The organism is Bacillus sp. HNG (genome assembly GCF_003400205.1).
In the GTDB taxonomy this organism is placed as follows: domain Bacteria; phylum Bacillota; class Bacilli; order Bacillales; family Bacillaceae_L; genus Ferdinandcohnia.
In genome coordinates this window covers 495,507-512,481 of record NZ_QUQV01000002.1, presented here as the reverse complement: position 1 = coordinate 512,481, position 16,975 = coordinate 495,507, and the positions used below count along the sequence as shown (strand labels likewise).

The 16,975-nt window shown below is 36.6% G+C and carries 19 protein-coding genes; 12 read left to right on the top strand and 7 right to left on the bottom strand.

The features are described from left to right. The first annotated feature begins 92 nt into the window (after window positions 1-92). Window positions 93-881 carry an enoyl-CoA hydratase gene (locus DZB84_RS05800; protein ID WP_116351307.1) on the top strand — a complete coding sequence of 263 codons (789 nt, stop codon included), beginning with the start codon at window positions 93-95 and terminating at the stop codon, window positions 879-881. Window positions 882-948: 67 nt separating this feature from the next. On the opposite strand, the gene DZB84_RS05795 is transcribed toward DZB84_RS05800, so the two are convergent. After that, window positions 949-1,131: a YhzD family protein gene (locus tag DZB84_RS05795; protein WP_116351306.1), complete on the bottom strand. Its 183-nt coding sequence runs from the start codon at window positions 1,129-1,131 to the stop codon at window positions 949-951. A gap of 163 nt (window positions 1,132-1,294) precedes the next feature. Here DZB84_RS05795 and DZB84_RS05790 point away from each other — a divergent pair, with 163 nt between their 5' ends. From DZB84_RS05790 to DZB84_RS05755, 8 genes are all read left to right on the top strand, one after another. After that, window positions 1,295-2,194 carry an ABC transporter ATP-binding protein gene (locus tag DZB84_RS05790; protein ID WP_116351305.1) on the top strand — a complete coding sequence of 300 codons (900 nt, stop codon included), beginning with the start codon at window positions 1,295-1,297 and terminating at the stop codon, window positions 2,192-2,194. Then, window positions 2,187-3,440 (top strand): ABC transporter permease, encoded by a 1,254-nt coding sequence (locus DZB84_RS05785; RefSeq protein ID WP_116351304.1) that lies wholly within the window; start codon window positions 2,187-2,189, stop codon window positions 3,438-3,440. The genes DZB84_RS05790 and DZB84_RS05785 overlap by 8 nt, the downstream gene beginning before the upstream one ends. A 146-nt stretch (window positions 3,441-3,586) precedes the next feature. After that, window positions 3,587-4,819: a metallophosphoesterase family protein gene (locus tag DZB84_RS05780; protein ID WP_116351303.1), complete on the top strand. Its 1,233-nt coding sequence runs from the start codon at window positions 3,587-3,589 to the stop codon at window positions 4,817-4,819. A 4-nt stretch (window positions 4,820-4,823) separates the two neighbouring features. Further along, entirely contained in the window at window positions 4,824-7,841 is a 3,018-nt protein-coding gene (locus DZB84_RS05775) for an ATP-binding protein (RefSeq protein WP_189655159.1), read from the top strand. A gap of 68 nt (window positions 7,842-7,909) precedes the next feature. Then, window positions 7,910-8,854, top strand: a complete 945-nt coding sequence (yhaM, locus tag DZB84_RS05770; RefSeq protein ID WP_116351301.1) for a 3'-5' exoribonuclease YhaM — start codon at window positions 7,910-7,912, stop codon at window positions 8,852-8,854. 96 nt (window positions 8,855-8,950) lie between these two features. After that, window positions 8,951-9,793: a hypothetical protein gene (locus DZB84_RS05765; protein ID WP_116351300.1), complete on the top strand. Its 843-nt coding sequence runs from the start codon at window positions 8,951-8,953 to the stop codon at window positions 9,791-9,793. An 86-nt stretch (window positions 9,794-9,879) separates the two neighbouring features. Continuing rightward, window positions 9,880-10,239, top strand: a complete 360-nt coding sequence (locus DZB84_RS05760) for a YtxH domain-containing protein (RefSeq protein WP_116351299.1) — start codon at window positions 9,880-9,882, stop codon at window positions 10,237-10,239. Window positions 10,240-10,348: 109 nt separating this feature from the next. Beyond that, window positions 10,349-10,927 (top strand): HTH-type transcriptional regulator Hpr, encoded by a 579-nt coding sequence (locus DZB84_RS05755; RefSeq protein WP_189655158.1) that lies wholly within the window; start codon window positions 10,349-10,351, stop codon window positions 10,925-10,927. Between the two features lie 3 nt (window positions 10,928-10,930). Here the strand turns inward: DZB84_RS05755 and DZB84_RS05750 are convergent, their stop codons facing one another. Further along, window positions 10,931-11,272 carry a DUF1878 family protein gene (locus tag DZB84_RS05750; RefSeq protein WP_116351297.1) on the bottom strand — a complete coding sequence of 114 codons (342 nt, stop codon included), beginning with the start codon at window positions 11,270-11,272 and terminating at the stop codon, window positions 10,931-10,933. A 217-nt stretch (window positions 11,273-11,489) separates the two neighbouring features. On the opposite strand from DZB84_RS05750, the gene DZB84_RS05745 reads away from it, so the two are divergent. Together DZB84_RS05745 and DZB84_RS05740 are read left to right on the top strand one after the other, a co-directional pair. Beyond that, window positions 11,490-12,029, top strand: a complete 540-nt coding sequence (locus tag DZB84_RS05745; RefSeq protein WP_116351296.1) for a DUF3267 domain-containing protein — start codon at window positions 11,490-11,492, stop codon at window positions 12,027-12,029. Window positions 12,030-12,116: 87 nt separating this feature from the next. Continuing rightward, window positions 12,117-12,311: a hypothetical protein gene (locus tag DZB84_RS05740; RefSeq protein WP_396232308.1), complete on the top strand. Its 195-nt coding sequence runs from the start codon at window positions 12,117-12,119 to the stop codon at window positions 12,309-12,311. 80 nt (window positions 12,312-12,391) lie between these two features. On the opposite strand, the gene DZB84_RS05735 is transcribed toward DZB84_RS05740, so the two are convergent. Then, the gene (locus DZB84_RS05735; RefSeq protein ID WP_116351295.1) at window positions 12,392-12,484 is read right to left on the bottom strand and encodes a YjcZ family sporulation protein; all 93 of its coding nucleotides are present in this window, start codon (window positions 12,482-12,484) and stop codon (window positions 12,392-12,394) included. Between the two features lie 312 nt (window positions 12,485-12,796). On the opposite strand from DZB84_RS05735, the gene DZB84_RS05730 reads away from it, so the two are divergent. Beyond that, window positions 12,797-13,672, top strand: a complete 876-nt coding sequence (locus tag DZB84_RS05730; RefSeq protein WP_116351294.1) for a peptidylprolyl isomerase — start codon at window positions 12,797-12,799, stop codon at window positions 13,670-13,672. Window positions 13,673-13,792: 120 nt separating this feature from the next. Here DZB84_RS05730 and DZB84_RS05725 read toward each other — a convergent pair whose 3' ends face one another. The 4 genes from DZB84_RS05725 to DZB84_RS05710 form a co-directional block, all read right to left on the bottom strand. Beyond that, on the bottom strand, window positions 13,793-13,990 hold the full coding sequence (locus tag DZB84_RS05725) for a sporulation YhaL family protein (RefSeq protein ID WP_116351293.1): 198 nt from the start codon (window positions 13,988-13,990) through the stop codon (window positions 13,793-13,795). A gap of 272 nt (window positions 13,991-14,262) precedes the next feature. Next, window positions 14,263-14,781, bottom strand: a complete 519-nt coding sequence (locus tag DZB84_RS05720) for a tryptophan transporter (protein WP_116351292.1) — start codon at window positions 14,779-14,781, stop codon at window positions 14,263-14,265. Window positions 14,782-14,901: 120 nt separating this feature from the next. After that, the gene (gene serC, locus DZB84_RS05715; RefSeq protein ID WP_116351291.1) at window positions 14,902-15,984 is read right to left on the bottom strand and encodes a 3-phosphoserine/phosphohydroxythreonine transaminase; all 1,083 of its coding nucleotides are present in this window, start codon (window positions 15,982-15,984) and stop codon (window positions 14,902-14,904) included. A gap of 149 nt (window positions 15,985-16,133) precedes the next feature. After that, entirely contained in the window at window positions 16,134-16,559 is a 426-nt protein-coding gene (locus DZB84_RS05710) for an HIT family protein (protein ID WP_116351290.1), read from the bottom strand. Between the last annotated feature and the right edge of the window lie 416 nt (window positions 16,560-16,975).

Sequence of the window (16,975 nt, the reverse complement as noted above, 5' to 3'; positions counted from 1 at the left end):
ACTTAGTTGGATGGTTTAATTTTTTGAAAACGGTTTCTTTTATATTGTTATAATTGTATAATAAGAGAAACACCACCTAAGGGGGCATATCAATGACAACCGAACAAGTTGAAAAAGTATTTCTACACATGGAAGAGCGAGTGGCATACCTTACTCTCAATCGCCCAGATTCACTAAATTCAATGGATTTTGATATGTTAAATGAGATTTTACATAGTTTAAAGGCTGTAGCTGCCAATGATGAAGTCGATATCCTTGTGTTAGCAGGAAGTGGACGCGCATTTTCGGCAGGCGGCGATATAAAAACAATGTTAAGTTCTACAGATGATCATGCTTTTGAGCATGTGATGGGACTTATTTCTGAAATCATGAAAACACTTTATTTATTACCTAAACTCGTAATCAGTGCAATCCATGGACCAGCGGCAGGACTTGGGTTAAGCTTTGCATTAGGTGCTGACTATGTTATTGCAGATCGACTTTCAAGTATAGCCATGAATTTCATCCGTATTGGTTTGATTCCAGATGGAGGTGCACATTTCTTCCTTGAAAAAAGACTTGGTGAAGCAAAAGCTAAACATGTGATTTGGGAAGGAAAGCAATTGTCGCCTGGGGAAGCTTTACATATTGGGTTAATTGATGAGGTTGCAGAGGAAGAACTGCAAACAGCTGTCCTTCACAAGTTGAAAAAGTGGAAAAAGAGACCAATTCTAGCCATGATTCAAACCAAATCCATCTACAATCAAATGCACTTGCCAGAGCTTGAAAGAATACTAGAATTAGAGAAACAAGGCCAACAAGCAATGAGAAATACAAAGGACCACCGCGAAGGTATTCAAGCCTTTTTAGAAAAAAGAAAACCAACTTTTACTGGTGAATAATGAAGAGTCCCGCTGAAAGATCAGCGGGGCTTTCTCATTAAAAAAGCAACCCACCTGAGATACCTTATTAACGATGGAACAACACTAACTTCCCAGAAGAACTTGTGCACCGGTGAGTAGTCTCTAAATAATTTTTTTCTTTAAGGATCTTCTCTCCCATTTCCTTCGCTTCTTTTTCAGTAGCCGCTTCAAAAGTTTCTTCAAGTAATTTTTCTCCCGTTTTATCAAACACAGTTAACACATAATTCATGTTAGATTCCCCTTCCCCAAAGTAAAAAATCTGCTATTACTTAAAGTGTAGTAGATTGCAAATTTTCCCGCAACAAAAATCAAGTGAACAACTATGGTATGATCATTTGGTGAAACTTTTTTCCTACATAATCGTAGATACTACTGGAAAAGGAGGAGAACAGATGGCATTAGTACTAGAACATGTAACAAAACGATTCGGTAGCTTCACTGCCGTTGACGATCTGTCAATTGAAATTCCAGAGAGCGAGATGTTCGGATTTTTAGGTGCGAATGGAGCTGGGAAGACGACAACATTCCGAATGATCTTAGGATTATTAGATGTCAGTGAAGGACGAATAAGTTGGGATGGAAAGAAAATTAATTATGATACAAGCCATATGATCGGTTACCTGCCAGAAGAAAGAGGTCTGTATCCGAAAATGAAGGTACGCGATCAGCTTGTCTATCTAGCAAGACTGCGTGGTATGCAGAAGCAAGATATTTTAAAACAAATTGATTATTGGCTAGAGCGTTTTAAGGTTCCTGAGTATGCAACAAAAAAAGTTGAGGAACTTTCAAAAGGAAACCAGCAAAAAATACAATTTATCGCATCTGTGATTCATAAACCAAAGCTTCTAATTCTTGATGAGCCATTCAGTGGACTCGACCCTGTGAATGTTGAGCTTCTAAAGGAAGCGGTTGTGGATTTGAAAAATGCTGGAACCTCAATTGTGTTTTCGAGTCATCGAATGGAGCATGTTGAGGAATTATGTGAGCATTTATGTATCATGCACCGCGGAAGACCTGTTGTCCATGGGTCATTAAAGGAAATTAAGCGCTCGTTTGGAAAGAAAAATGTCATTGTACACGCTGACTTTGATATTAGTCATTTAAAAACATTAGCAGGCGTTACAAAGGCTAAGGAAACAGCGGAGGGACTTCATTTACAGGTTGAAAGTGAAGAAATTTCACAAAAAATCCTTGATTCAATTGCAGGAAAAGGTTTTGTTCGAAAGTTTGTATTAGAAGAACCTTCCTTAAATGATATTTTTATCGAAAAGGTAGGTGCTTCCTATGAGTAAGTTTTGGATTATTCTCTTTCACACATATGTGAGTAAATTAAAGACGAAATCTTTTATCATCACTACATTGATAACTGCACTGATTATTTTTGGTCTTGCAAACATTCAAACCATCATTGAAAAATTTGATAAAGATGAAACAAGCCATGTTGCGGTTCTAACGGAGTCAAACGAACTTTATCAGGCATATGAACAGACTTTAACACCTATGGCGAGTGACATTATTATAGAAAAAATGGATGGAACTGAAGCGGAAGCAAAAGAGCGGGTTGTAGCTGAAGAAATTACAGGTTATCTCCTATTAACAGAGACTCCTGATGGGCTTCCCCAAGGGATTTATAAAGCTCCATCGATTACTGACTCAGAAATAACTGGGCAGCTCGAACAGGCTCTTCAGCAATTGAAAGTGACAATCGCAACGACAAAAGCAGGATTATCTGCAGAGCAGATTAATGAGCTATATGCTCCTGTTCTATTTGAAAAACAAGCACTAGAAGAAAATGCAAAATCTGAGGAAGAGCTTAATCAAGCACGTGGACTAGTTTATGTCCTTTTATTTGTCATCTATTTTGCTGTCATCATGTATGCAAATATGATTGCAATGGAGGTTGCGACTGAAAAGTCATCCCGTGTGATGGAAATTCTCATTTCAAGTGTTTCTCCGATTAAACAAATGTTCGGGAAAATTCTTGGAATTGCCCTCCTAAGTTTAACTCAATTCGCAGTTATTTTGGCAGTTGGGTACGGCTCCTTAAAGCAAAGTATGGGTGGAATGGAAGGCGGATTTTTTGAAGTGTTTGGCTTTGGCGACCTACCAATTTCAACCTTTGTTTACGCCGGAGTATTCTTTATTTTAGGTTATTTCCTATTTGCAACACTTGCAGCCTTTTTAGGTTCATTGGTAAGTCGAATTGAAGATGTTCAACAAATGATAACTCCAATGACCTTATTAATTGTTGCTGCTTTTATGATTGCGATGTTTGGTCTAACAAAACCGGAATCATCGGTGATTACGATTACCTCATTTATTCCGTTTTTTGCACCAATGATCATGTTCCTTCGTGTTGGAATGCTTACACTACCAGCATGGGAAATCGCATTATCAATCGGAATCCTAGTACTAACCATTACAGTACTAGCAATTTTCGGAGCGAGAGTCTACCGTGGAGGAGTACTCATGTACGGCAAATCATCCTCCTACAAAGACATTAAGAAAGCTCTGCAACTAACAAAGAATGATAAATAAGGACCAGAGGGACGGTTCTTCTGGCTCCAACTAAAACGAGGGGATTATTCCCTTCGTTTTTTTTGTGAAAAATTCATAAAATAAGAACGTGCATTCGCATCTTGGCGGTGGTAGAATAAAGGTATCAGAATAAAGGGAGCGTTGAAATGAATACGATCACTTTTTTACATATCGCGGATTTGCATTTGGACAGTCCGTTTTCAGGACTAGCAAACATACCATCAGACCTATTTAGACGTGTACAAGAAAGTACCTTTACATCCTTAAAGCGATTAATCAATATTGCAATTGAGAAAAAGGTAGATTTCGTAGTGATTGTTGGTGATTTATTTGACGGAGAAGACCGAAGCCTTCGTGCGCAGTCCCGATTTCGAAAGGAAATGGAGCGCCTACAGGAACATCATATTGAAGTCTTTGTCTCCCATGGGAATCACGACCATCTTGGCGGAAACTGGCCACATTTTGAATGGCCAAGTAATGTCCATGTGTTTCAACATGAAAATGTCGAAGTGAAGCCTTTTATAAAAAATGGGGAAACACTTGCGAACATCTACGGTTTTAGTTATACAAAGAGAGCCGTGCTTGAAAACAAAACCTCATCCTATGAAAAACGAGAAAACGCGCCATTTCATATAGGCATCTTACACGGAAGTAGGGAAGGGGAAAGTGCTCATAGCCGCTATGCGCCATTCTTACTTTCGGATCTCCAGCAAAAAGGATTTGATTATTGGGCTCTTGGACATATTCACACTCGGGAGATTCTTTCTGAGGATCCACCTATTATCTACCCCGGCAATATTCAAGGAAGACATAAAAAAGAAACAGGTGAAAAAGGCGGTTATCTTGTAAACCTTTCGAAAACTGGAGCAGAGCACTTATTTTTCCCAACCTCAGACATTACCTGGGAGAATACGACCATCGATATTTCAGAGGTTGCTAGTTTTGACCAACTTGTGGATCAAACATTTGCCCATATAGATACTCTTCGTAAAGAAGATCAAGGCTTATTTTTAACGATTGAATATACAGGAATAGGGCCACTCCATGATCAACTTCAAGAAAAAGGAATGCAAGAAGATCTAGTATCCCTTTTAAACGATGACATTACAGGAAAGAACGTTGTTTATGTAGTAGAAATAAAACTACACACTCAATTGGAATTTAATCGAGAAAAACTAAGGCAGGATTCTCATTTTATTGGTAATTTGTTAGAAAACATGGAGACCTATGAGGATTTTAATCAAGCGCTACTTCCATTGCGGAACCACCAAAGCTTTCGCAGGTATATCGACGCTTTTACGAGTGAAGAATTGCAGGAAATTCTTGAGGATGCCGAAAAGGTCATTCTTCGGGAACTATACCACTCAAATAGGAGGTGATGATATGAGAATTATTGGCATTCAGATTTATGGATATGGAAAACTAGAAAATGTGGAAATCGGAAATCTCTCACCTACTCTTCAAGTTTTTTATGGCCAAAATGAAGCTGGAAAATCCACGCTTATGTCTTTTATTCATAGCATTTTATTTGGATTTCCAACGAAGCAACAAAATGAACAACGCTATATTCCGAAAACAGGATCAAAATACGGTGGAAAGCTGTTGCTCCAAACCGATGAATATGGAGCGGTTATGATTGAAAGGCTGCCTGGAAAAGCAGCAGGGGATGTATCCGTTTATTTACCCGATGGAACGGTTAAAGGAGAGGACTTTATTTCCGAGCTCTTCCAGGGAATGGATAGAGGCCTTTACCAAAATGTATATTCATTCAATATCCATGGGCTTCAAGGTGTACATAGCTTAAAAAGTGAGGATGTCGGTAGATTTCTATTTTCCGCTGGAACAGTTGGAACAGACGCCTTGCTTGAATTACAAAATAAACTAACAAAGGAAATGGATCTTTTATATAAACCAAAAGGGAAGAATCCGCCCCTTAATATGGAATTGAATCGTCTAAAGGATGAACATGTAAAAGTTTCGAAGTGGCAAGAAAAAAACAATGAATATGAGGGATTGCTAGAAGAACAGCAGCGAATTGAAAATGAACTAAGAAAACTAGACGCTAGAAAGCAATTCCTAAGAGACAAAATTCAGGAGTCGGAAAAACTACAATCGATTCAGCCAATTGTAGAAGAATATCAAACCTTAGAATATCAATTGACAGGTTTACCTGTATATGAGCCCTACCCAGAGGATGGATTGAAGCGTTTTGAACAATTACAGGCACTGATTAAGCCTTATGAAGCACAACTAAAAACGCTACAAACCAAATTAATTGAATTTGAAAAGGAAAAAAGCTCAATCCAAGTTTCCTTACGATATCTTGAAAATGAACAGCAAATTGTGGAATTGGTCGAAAATAAGAGCTTGTTTACTGAAAAACAAAACAGGCTACAGTTAGTATCCAAAGAACTCCTACAAATTGAGGAAGAAACGAAACAATTAAATAGTAGACTCAATCTAGAAATATCAGAAGAAAAGGTACAGGAACTTGACCTAAGTATAGCAGCAAAGGATTTGTTTTCAGACATTGTTTCCGAGACAGCGCGCCATAAACAACAGAAGCATTTCCTAGATGAACACTTTTCTAGAGCAAAGGATGCTTTAGAAAATAGTGAACATAAGCTTAAGGTACTTAATAAGCAAATTCTATCTGATGGGGAAAGAGAAGTTCTTGAGAAAAAGAAAAAACAATTTACAGAGATTGAAAGCCTTGAAAAAGAAAAAGACTTAATTGAAGACGAAGTAAATAGAATCAATCAACAAATCCAAAGAGTGACAGTAAAAGAAAAGGAGAATAAGACCAAACTAACCCGTATATTCTACGGAATTGGTTTCGCGATGCTTCTAGCAGCGGTCTATTTTTATATCTCACAAGAATGGCTAACGGGTGGAATTTTAACGGTTTTAGCTCTTCTCATGCTACCAATTGGAAAAATGGTCACCTCACAGATGTCTTCCTCTATTGTTCATGCGCTTAAGGATGATAGAGAAAGTCTAATGAAAAAGCTAAATGCTGTCCAAGAAAAACTTAAAAACTACAGTCCATTAGATCATGAGGAAAATACGGCAAGGCTTCTGCACGATCAACAGGTTAAACAGCAAATTGAAATTGAAAAGGTTACTCTACATCAAAATGAACGTGCATATGAAAAGGTACTTACAGAGTTTGAAGAATGGGAGAAAGTAGATTTTTCTATTGACGAAAAAGCTACAAACATAAAGACTACATACGGACTTCCACAACAAATATCAAGTGAACGATTAATGGATGCTTTTCAAATCCTCGAGGCAATACGTGACAAGGTTTTAAGTAAAAGAAAGCTATTAGAACAAAAAGATGAACTGCAAAAAGAACTTTCTAGCTTCCATCAAAAAATAAATGAAGTGGCAAAGCAGTTAAATATTCTAGACCAGGATTCTATCAATATCGATCAATTGGCAATTCAATTACAGGAAGAAAAAAGGAAGTATGAACAGCATTTGCAGATTGAAGCGAAATTAAAGGATGCAACTGACCAGATTTCTGAGCTTACTATAGAAATTGATCACCTTCAAAAGGAATGCCGCGTTTTGTGGGACATGGCTGAAGTGTCCAACGAAGAAATGTTTCGGGCAAAGGGACAAGCAAATGAACACGCTAAAGAAATTAAGGATCGAATGAACATTCTTAAATCTCAGCTCGAACGGTTTGGAGAGTTAGTGGACAATTGTAACGTAGAAACTAATTATCAAAATTGGATTGAAGAAATGTCAGCTGAACTCACTCAACTTCATGCCCGTGAAAAAGAGGCGCAACGACAGTTGTCTGCTATTCTTCATCGAGTGCAAGAACTTGAGGAAGGTGGAACCTATGCAGAGTTTCTTCATTCCTATGAGGCAAGTAAATCAATGGTCAAGGAACATGCGAAAAAATGGGCAACACTTGCCATTGCAAAGGATATTCTATCTAAAACAGTGGATCAGTATCGAAAAATACGGCTTCCGAAGGTTATTGAAAATGCTGAGCATTATTTTTCAATATTAACAGAGAAAAGATACAAAAAAATCTATCTAGATAATGAAATAGATGGTTTTATTGTTGAGGATGAAAATGGACTTCGTTATAAACCAAATGAACTGAGCCAGGCGACATCAGAACAATTATATATGGCTCTTCGATTTTCACTTGCTAATACGATGCATCCAAATCAATCTTATCCTTTTATAATTGATGATAGTTTTGTTAATTTTGATTCAAACCGACTTTTAAGTGCTGTTCTCTTAATCAATGAGCTATCAAAGGATAATCAGGTTCTTTTATTTACATGCCATCAACATGTTATGGAAGAATTTACAGGAGTTGAACCTATCAAATTAGGTACCGAAGAACTCAGGGTTAACCACAAAAGTGTGCTATAATTTTGATAGAAACAGAGAAATTTCATTGGGGAATTTTTAGATAAAAATGACAAGCAGGGGGAGAACCTATGGTAAAAGGCATTGTTCATTATGATGTTGGACAGCAGGTTGATGTATTTTTATTTATCAAATCGTCTACTAAAGGAATTGCAAGTAACGGAAAACCCTTTTTAACGCTACTATTTCAAGATAAAAGCGGGGAGATTGAGGCAAAGCTTTGGGATGCAACTCCCGAAGATGAGGTTAACTATGCAGCACAAAAAATGGTAAGACTCGCAGGGGAAATCAATAGTTATCGTGGACGTAACCAGTTGAAAATCCGAAATATTCGCCCTGTAACAGATTTAGATGGAGTTACGATTTCAGATTTCCTTGAAGTTGCACCAGTACCGCAGGATGAAATGGCTTCAAAAATTACACAATATATCTTTGAAATGAAGAATTCAAATATCCAGAGAATTACAAGACATCTATTAAAAAAACATCAAGCTGCCTTTTATGAATATCCAGCTGCAACTAAAAATCATCATGAATTCGTGTCTGGCTTAGCCTATCATGTTGTCTCAATGCTGGATTTAGCGAAGGCAATTGCCACCCTATATCCTTCGCTTGATACGGATTTATTATATGCAGGAATTATTTTACATGACCTAGGTAAGGTAACAGAGCTATCAGGTCCTATTTCAACAACATATACAATGGAAGGAAATTTATTAGGACATATATCCATTATGGTTAACGAAGTTGGGCAGGCAGCAAAAGAGCTTGGTATCGAAGGAGAAGAAGTGACCGTACTTCAACATGTCATTCTCAGCCATCATGGAAAAGCAGAATGGGGAAGTCCAAAGCCTCCTATGATTAAGGAAGCAGAAATTCTTCATTATATAGACAATTTGGATGCGAAAATGAACATGTTAGATCGTGCATTAGAACGGGTGAAGCCAGGGGAATTTACAGAACGCGTCTTTGCATTAGATAATAGAAGCTTTTATAAACCAACCTTTCATAAATAAATGATAAACTCGACTCAATTTTTTTAAAGAGTCGAGTTTTTTTATAAATAGAATCTGATTTTTAATGGAAAGCTATGAAAAAAAGAGGTACTGAAAATGGTAAAGGTGATACTTCTATTTTTTCTGCTAACTTTTTCAAACCAATATTTTGCAGTCGAGGCAACATCAAAGTTTGATGAAAAAGACAGCCCACTGAGCTTTAAAGTTGAAATGGTTCCTTGGGATTTGGTGAATGAAATACTTCCCAGAAAATCCTTTTTTACAATTATTGATGTAGAAACCGGTCTCCAATTTCGTGTGCAAAGAAGGGCAGGAAGCAGGCATGCTGATGTTCAACCCCTTACATTTGAGGACACGAAGATCATGAAAAAAATCTATAGTGGGAAATGGAGCTGGAAGCGAAGAGCGATTATTGTAAAATATGGCGATCAGATGATTGCGGCTTCAATGCACGGAATGCCACATGGGGCAGGTGCATTAAAAAACGGTTTTCCTGGGCATTTTTGTGTGCATTTTTTAGGAAGTACCACCCATAGTTCAAAAGAGCCGGATTTAGCTCACAAGCTTATGTTACTAAAGGCGGGTGGAAAGCTTGATGAATACATAAGCAATGCAGACCCATATCATCTCATTGAAATATTTGCTACGGGAATCAATCAAACAGACCGGAAAATTATTAAGCAAACATTACTCCCTCATTCAAATAATAAGAAGCTATATAAGAAATTGAATGAAATTACTATCTTTTCAATAACAAATATGTCCTATCTACCATTAAGTGATTTAGAAGGACTACTAAGCATCGAGATTCCTGTGGAGGTTGAAATATATCGTGATAACCAAGGGAAAGAGCGGAAACAGATTGTTTTCGTCTTAGTTCGCAACAGTATAGTTGATCGTTGGTATATCCAACAAAAGATATTACAAAGAGAAGTCTGATTTTGTAAAAAATATGAAAATGAAAAAGGATTTTTGCATTTTTTGTGGAATTCTGTAAATGATGGGTTTTTTAAGGAGTGATTAAGATGACGTCAACCAAATCTCTTTTTTATGGATTGTTAATTGGAAGTGTAATCGGTGGTGTTTCTGTCCTTTTAAGTACGCCATCTTCTGGAAAGGAAGTTAGAAGGACTTTAAAAAATAATCAAAGACATCTTTCTGAATCACTGTCTCAGGTAGTTTCGGAAGGGAAGTCTCTTACTGAACAGGTTTCAAAATCAACTAAACAGGCTGTAAGCGCGATAACCGAAATGTCTGCAGATGTTAAAAACTCTTTTGAACATTGGAAAAGAGAAATTGAAGGTAATCAAAAAAATATTCAAAAAGAGCTTTTAGAAATAGAGAGCGCTTTAGAAAAGCTTGAAAAAACGGTTACAACCAAGTGAACTCTAAATTTTTTCGCTTAATTTAAAAATTTTGTAAATTTACATCTTTATTAATTTTTATTTTATTGGCATAATAGTAATAAGAAAAAATAGAAAAGTGGGTGGATCTATGAAACATGAAGAAAAAATGGCCTCCATCAAAGAAGCGCTCCTTTTTAGTCAGAGAATCGCACAACTTAGTAAGGCATTATGGAAGTCTATTGAAAAGGACTGGCAACAATGGATTAAGCCTTATGACCTAAATATTAATGAACATCATATTATTTGGATAGCGTATCATTTAAGAGGTGCTTCTATTTCAGAGATTGCTAAATTTGGAGTTATGCATGTTTCGACTGCATTTAACTTTTCTAAAAAGTTAGAGGAACGTGGACTGCTACAATTTTCAAAGAAGGAAAATGATAAGCGAAACACTTATATCGAGTTAACTCCAAAAGGAGAAGAAATCTTCTTGAAAATTGTGGAAGCCTATAATCCTAGTAAAAATGGGGTGCTAGAAGGCGCAATACCACTTAAAAAACTTTACGGGAAGTTTCCAGAAATCGTTGAAGTAATGAGCATCGTACGCAATATTTACGGTGATGATTATATGGAAATCTTTGAAAAGTCTTTCAAAAATTTCGAAGATGACTTTATTGAGGTAGATGGTAAGCTTTATAAACGAGTTGAAGAGAAATTAGAAATGTAAAGGCTATTTGATTGTATCAATTATTCCTTTAAACTCCTGCATCAACGGGGCATATTTTCTTTCTTGTGCTAGGATGTTGATTGTGGCTTTTGGATCTAAATGCGGATGAAGCATCCCGACAAATTGAGTTAAAAGCGGTGTGAAACCAATAAATCCCTCCGCTTTTTGTTTTTTATATTCTATGCTCATTTCTTCACAAGTTTGTAACAGGGATTCAACGTCTGTTTGCGATAATCCAGCCTCCATAATCATTTTGTAAAAAGTGGGTAACTTATCACCTAAAAGGGGTAGGATTAATGACTGATAATACTCAAGACGTGCTAATCGTTCTTCAATGGTCTCCATATTCCACACTCCAGTTAAATCAATCACCTAACTATCATATATAATGTACCCAAAAAATGCGAAAAAAGTCGAAAAAACTCGTATTTTATCGTTCTTTTGGATACCTATTGCATTTTTGTGAGAAACAAAGTAAAGTAATTTAGTAAGTTTAGAGTATCTAACTAGCATAATGATTTTTATTTATTTTACTTCTTATGATTGCGGATGGTGATTTAGTATGACTTGCTGGAAAACCATTAATCTTTCAAAGGATTATGGATTCCATCGAATTATCTTGATATCCTTGATATCAATGTTCATAGCATTTATTCTTTTTTATTTGCCATTGAATCTTATGTATTCTTCTGTTGAACTTAGAGAAGATGGAGCAATTTATTTTTTATTAGCTTTATTATTGATTTATCCAATACATGCGACTTTGCATGTTTTACCATTCTGGATATCTGGTAAGAAGCTTACAGTAACGTTTAAATGGATGTACGGAATTATTCCAATTGTTACGACTCGTTCAAAACATTCACTTTCTAAACCGTTTATTATTTGCGTAATGGGTACACCATTTTTATTTATTACTGCACTTATGCTTGGTGGATGTGTAGTATTTCCAGGATTTATTCATTATTTTTCCATTATTGCAGCGATCAATTTTGGATTATGTGTTCCTGACTTTATCTATTTAGGACAGTTTGTTAAGGCGCCAAGATCTTGTACGGTTGAAGAAATAGAGGACGGCTATGATATCTTAATACACAATTAAGTTTTCTATTCACAGGGGTGCTAAATACTAAATACGAATAAAAACATAGAGTGAACTAAGATTTTATAAGCTAAGGCGCATTCGAAGATGGGGGGATTAGGAGTGATCTTATTTTATATTCCATTTGCTGCTTTTATTTTGTTCTATATTAATCAAATGACTTACCGGCTTTGTGAGCAAAAAGAAATTCCTGATGACCGCCAGCCAAAAGTTTATCGAACAATCAATATTTTAATTACCATTTTGTTGATCTCATCTTATGTAGAGGTCTTATTTACGTGAAAATGGAAAAAGGATGGCTTATTACTGGGGCCATCCTTTTCTTTTTGTAAATTTTACAATCACCTATTGCAGAGGAGCTCTTAGTAAACCCAAGAAGCGCCAATGATAACTAATAGGATGAATAAAACGACGATTAGCGCAAATCCACCACCGAATCCACCAGCATAACCCATAGTAACACCTCCATTTTCCATAGTACGGTATTTTATGCGAAATTATTTGTGAACGAATAGGCGGTTGTCTCGCCTTTAGTAATTCTTTTTCACAATTACCTATAGTTTTGAACCTTGAAGGCTCTCACCTTTACTCAGTTCACAGTTCACTATATCCTATTCCTCAACAGCCTATCCGATTGTGCGAATGTCCCATATTTTTGGATATCTTTTTAGAAAATGTTTTCTTTCTTTTTTAAAAGTATGTTATAGTAATTTTTGTACCATTGGACAAATCGTATATAAAAATTGTACATAGTAGGAGTGTGTGTAATGAAGAAATCAATAATTGCTCTAACGGCAGCAGTAGGTATTTTTGGATTAAGTGCATGTAACAATGCCGACGATTCAGCAGTGCTTGTCGAAACTAAGGCAGGGAACGTAACAAAGGATGAACTATATAATGCTATGAAGGACCAAGCAGGTGCTGTTATCCTTAAAGATTTAGTTTATACAAAAGTATTATCTGAGAAATATGAAGTGACCGATAAAGAATTAGATGCAAAATATGAGGAAATGCAAGCTGCACTAGGTGCTCAATTTGATGCAATCGTTGAGCAAAACGGGGAAGATTTTGTACGCGAGCTTCTAAAATCTGACATGCTAAAAGAAAAAGCTGCATTGGACGAAGTTGAAGTAAAAGAAGGCGAAGTGGTTAAGGCTAGCCATATCTTAGCAAAATTCTCTGATAATCCAACTGCGGAAGTAACTGACGAACAAAAGGCAGCAGCAAAAAAGAAAATCGAAGAAGTTAAGGCTAAGCTAGACAGCGGTGAAAAATTCGAGGATGTAGCGAAGGAATACTCTGATGATAGTACAGCTCAAAATGGTGGAGACCTAGGCTGGTTCGGAAAAGGTCGAATGGTTCCTGAATTTGAAGAAGCTGCGTTTACTCTTAAAGAAGGCGAAACAAGCGATATTATTGAATCACAGTATGGTTACCATATCATTAAAGTAACAGGAACTACTGAAGGTTTCGATAAGATGGATCAGGAAAAGAAAGATGAAATCCGCCGAGCTTTACTTCAAGCAGATCAAAGCGGTGCTACTCTTCAAAAAGCTTTAGACAAAGCAATTGAAGGTGCAGATGTGAAAGTGAAGGATAAAGAATTTAAAGATTTATTTAAAACTGAAGCAGCTGCAGAATAAGTAGTGGGCAAACAAAGGAAAGGACCGTTTTATGACAAAACGGTCCTTTTTTTGTTGTCCCCAAGTGCCATCGGATCGAGGTCACAAGTCAACGAGGGGGAAGATTAGCGCTATTCCGATTTACATGGCTTCTGGTTTATTGATACGTTTTGAACGTCTTTCTTTTTCATCGTTCATTCGTTCGATATAAACATTGCCTTCCTGCTCAATATAGGAGTCTTCAATCTGCTTTTCCTCTCTTGTAGTTCGAATCACCATATATGCACTGAAAAGGACTCCAAATAATGCTACATATACAAACCATGGTACTGATAACATCGCAATCCACTCCTTGTCCCACTTTTTACTTCTACTATATGATGAAAATTCACTAGATATCACTAAAATTCATAGATTTTTGAAGGGGATAGGAAAGCCTAACGGCGATCATTTGAATTCTATCGACGATAATTCGATTCTATCGGTTTTAATTCGTTTCTATCGATTTTATTTGTGTCTATCGGTTTTATTTCGATTCTATCGATTTTGGCAAAATTCACAAACAGAAAAAGGGTGCCCGACACCTTGTCGGACACCCCGTGAAAGTCTGATTATGCACTTACTGTAAAGTTTGTACGTTTTATAATTTGTTGTGCAACTGGGTGAATAATCGCCATTGCAATTGTACCCATTACAGTTGCTGGGATGACTACACTAATGAACAATCCGATGAATGTTCCAGGTAGACCAGCAATAAACAGTGCGGTAGTCAAGAAAACAGTTCCAGAAACTAAAATTCCTACTGCGGTAACAGTACATACCATTACAAGTGATTGTGTGTGCTTTCTTGCAGCCATGAAAATGCCGTAGAATACGAATGCTGATACAAGCTTATCAACTGGGTTCGCAATTTGACCACCTGGGAAATTCGTTGTTAATGCTGAAATAACACCAGCGACAATCGCAACAAGCAGAACGTATTTTTTTTCAGGAAACAACATAATTCCTAAAAACATCATGACTAACATTAAGTCAGGTTTCATACCTAGGTAGATCGGAGGCATAACTGTATGCAGAACAGCACCCATTCCAACTAATAATGATAAAAATACTAAAACCTTTGTATTCATTTCTCATCTCTCCTCAGCTTTTCTAAGCTATATTTTTTTGGATTCTCCAATAGTGCACTCATTGCCTATTGCAAAAATCTTACCTTTTATTATATCAGACTATAATCCTACTTGAAAGTTCTAATTTTCTGATTTAAAGGTTTTCATAAATGAAGCAAGTGCCTCAACAGACTCAAATGGAACCGCATTATAGATGGATGCACGGCAGCCACCAATGGAACGATGTCCATTCAACCCAACAAAACCTTTTTCATTTGCTTGTGCTAAGAACTTTTTCGTTAATTCTTCACTTGGAAGTGTGTATGACACGTTCATAATGGAACGGCTGCCAACCTTTGCGTGTGCTTTATAGAAACCATCTGATTCGTCAATTGTAGTATATAAAAGTGCTGCTTTTTCCTTGTTTTTTGCTTCAATCGCAGGCACTCCACCTTGTTCCTTCACCCAATTCAGGACAAGTGATAGCATATAAATTGAAAAAGTTGGTGGTGTATTATAAAGAGAATTTGACTTCACATGTGTCTGGTAATCCAACATCGTTGGCAGATTGCCGTTACTTTGTTTTAAAAGGGAATCCTTAATGATTGCAACCGTTACCCCAGAAGGACCAAGATTTTTTTGCGCACCGGCATAAATCATCCCGAACTGCTCCACATTCGTTTCTCTGCATAAAATATCACTAGACATATCTGCAATTAATGAGACATCCGTATAGGTTGGGTATTTCTCCCATTGTGTTCCATAGATTGTGTTGTTAGAGGTAATATGAACATATGCTGAGTTAGCCGAATGGTTGTCCCCATTTACTTCAGGGATATAGTTATATTTTTCGTCTTTGCTTGATGCAATGACATTCGTTTTTCCAAGCTTATTTGCTTCATCAAGTGCTTTTTGCGACCAAGAACCAGTTAGAATGTAGTCTGCTGTTTTACCTGGTGTTAGGAAATTCATTGGAATCATTGAAAATTGAAGACTGGCGCCTCCTTGTAAAAATAACACCTGGTAGTCATCTGGAATCCGCAAAAGGGTACGTAAATCTGAAATTGCTTGTTGGTGAACTTGATCATATTCCTTGCTGCGATGGCTTAATTCCATCACAGACATACCAGTACCTTTGAAATTAACTAGCTCGGCTTGTGCACGATTTAACACTTCAAGTGGCAGAGCAGAAGGACCGGCGTTAAAATTGTAAGCTCGTTGCATGGTTGATTCCTCCTATTTTATCGCTTTAGTTGAATAAAGCTATCTTATCACGTTTTCATGAAAAAAAAAGTGAAATTTTTTGAAAAAAACGAAGAAAACGCTAACATGGCAATAAAAAAGACAAGACCTAAAAAGTCCTGTCTTAAAGATTAATTTTGGATTGCTTTTGATATAGATGAAGCGATATTTTGTAAATCCTCGCCTGTATATTGATTTTCATGAGACTTCCATACGATGCCAAATCCATCGCCTTTTCCGTAACGTGGAATGAGGTGGAGGTGAAAGTGGAAAACAGATTGTCCAGCTTGTTCACCATTATTTTGTAAAAGATTCATTCCAATCGGATTGAATTCTGTTTTGATTGCATTTGCAATGGATGGTACGGCTTCAAAAATGTGTTGGGCAATTTCAGGCGTTAGTTCAAAAACGTTTTCCTTATGTACTTTTGGAACGACAAGTGTATGTCCTTTTGAAACTTGACTGATATCTAAGAATGCATATACGTGTTCGTTTTCAAATACTTTCGCGCTTGGAATATCCCCATTGATAATCTTACAAAAAATACAATCACTCATTTATGTCCATTCCTTTCAAAATTCACTTAATACCTCATATTTTATCATAGGTTCCTTAGATGTAAAAATTTTCATGTCGAATTTCAAAAAAGAAACAGGATGCAATCGCAAAGGATGCATCCTGTTCTCGAAGAAGGCTTTTGTTATAGGTTTACGGTATCTTTGATAAACACCTCATTTTTTTAGGAATGAAAGTCTTTATCTAATGGAGTGAGTCAATTTCGTGGTTCAAGCGGACCATCCCCTTGTCTTTTGTATATAAGTTTTTTTACGACTTATACTTCGACTAGGTAGCCTTTAACAAACACCTCATTTACAAAATAATTGTTATTTTGTTGTTAGTGGTAATTTGTTTCGAACTCACTTTCTCTCACATTTCCCAAAGTAACCATCCCCTTATAACAGGTTTAAAAAGC

What these genes read in the sequence shown, in the direction of transcription:
- DZB84_RS05780 (WP_116351303.1), top strand. Translation starts at nt 3,587, where the DNA reads ATGAATACGATCACTTTTTTACATATCGCGGATTTGCATTTGGACAGT.
- DZB84_RS05740 (WP_396232308.1), top strand. Translation starts at nt 12,117, where the DNA reads ATGGGGGGATTAGGAGTGATCTTATTTTATATTCCATTTGCTGCTTTT.
- DZB84_RS05735 (WP_116351295.1), bottom strand. Translation starts at nt 12,484, where the DNA reads ATGGGTTATGCTGGTGGATTCGGTGGTGGATTTGCGCTAATCGTCGTT.
- DZB84_RS05765 (WP_116351300.1), top strand. Translation starts at nt 8,951, where the DNA reads ATGGTAAAGGTGATACTTCTATTTTTTCTGCTAACTTTTTCAAACCAA.
- DZB84_RS05730 (WP_116351294.1), top strand. Translation starts at nt 12,797, where the DNA reads ATGAAGAAATCAATAATTGCTCTAACGGCAGCAGTAGGTATTTTTGGA.
- DZB84_RS05710 (WP_116351290.1), bottom strand. Translation starts at nt 16,559, where the DNA reads ATGAGTGATTGTATTTTTTGTAAGATTATCAATGGGGATATTCCAAGC.
- DZB84_RS05795 (WP_116351306.1), bottom strand. Translation starts at nt 1,131, where the DNA reads ATGAATTATGTGTTAACTGTGTTTGATAAAACGGGAGAAAAATTACTT.
- yhaM (WP_116351301.1), top strand. Translation starts at nt 7,910, where the DNA reads ATGGTAAAAGGCATTGTTCATTATGATGTTGGACAGCAGGTTGATGTA.
- serC (WP_116351291.1), bottom strand. Translation starts at nt 15,984, where the DNA reads ATGCAACGAGCTTACAATTTTAACGCCGGTCCTTCTGCTCTGCCACTT.
- DZB84_RS05750 (WP_116351297.1), bottom strand. Translation starts at nt 11,272, where the DNA reads ATGGAGACCATTGAAGAACGATTAGCACGTCTTGAGTATTATCAGTCA.
- DZB84_RS05785 (WP_116351304.1), top strand. Translation starts at nt 2,187, where the DNA reads ATGAGTAAGTTTTGGATTATTCTCTTTCACACATATGTGAGTAAATTA.
- DZB84_RS05720 (WP_116351292.1), bottom strand. Translation starts at nt 14,781, where the DNA reads ATGAATACAAAGGTTTTAGTATTTTTATCATTATTAGTTGGAATGGGT.
- DZB84_RS05745 (WP_116351296.1), top strand. Translation starts at nt 11,490, where the DNA reads ATGACTTGCTGGAAAACCATTAATCTTTCAAAGGATTATGGATTCCAT.
- DZB84_RS05760 (WP_116351299.1), top strand. Translation starts at nt 9,880, where the DNA reads ATGACGTCAACCAAATCTCTTTTTTATGGATTGTTAATTGGAAGTGTA.
- DZB84_RS05725 (WP_116351293.1), bottom strand. Translation starts at nt 13,990, where the DNA reads ATGTTATCAGTACCATGGTTTGTATATGTAGCATTATTTGGAGTCCTT.
- DZB84_RS05790 (WP_116351305.1), top strand. Translation starts at nt 1,295, where the DNA reads ATGGCATTAGTACTAGAACATGTAACAAAACGATTCGGTAGCTTCACT.
- DZB84_RS05775 (WP_189655159.1), top strand. Translation starts at nt 4,824, where the DNA reads ATGAGAATTATTGGCATTCAGATTTATGGATATGGAAAACTAGAAAAT.
- DZB84_RS05755 (WP_189655158.1), top strand. Translation starts at nt 10,349, where the DNA reads ATGAAACATGAAGAAAAAATGGCCTCCATCAAAGAAGCGCTCCTTTTT.
- DZB84_RS05800 (WP_116351307.1), top strand. Translation starts at nt 93, where the DNA reads ATGACAACCGAACAAGTTGAAAAAGTATTTCTACACATGGAAGAGCGA.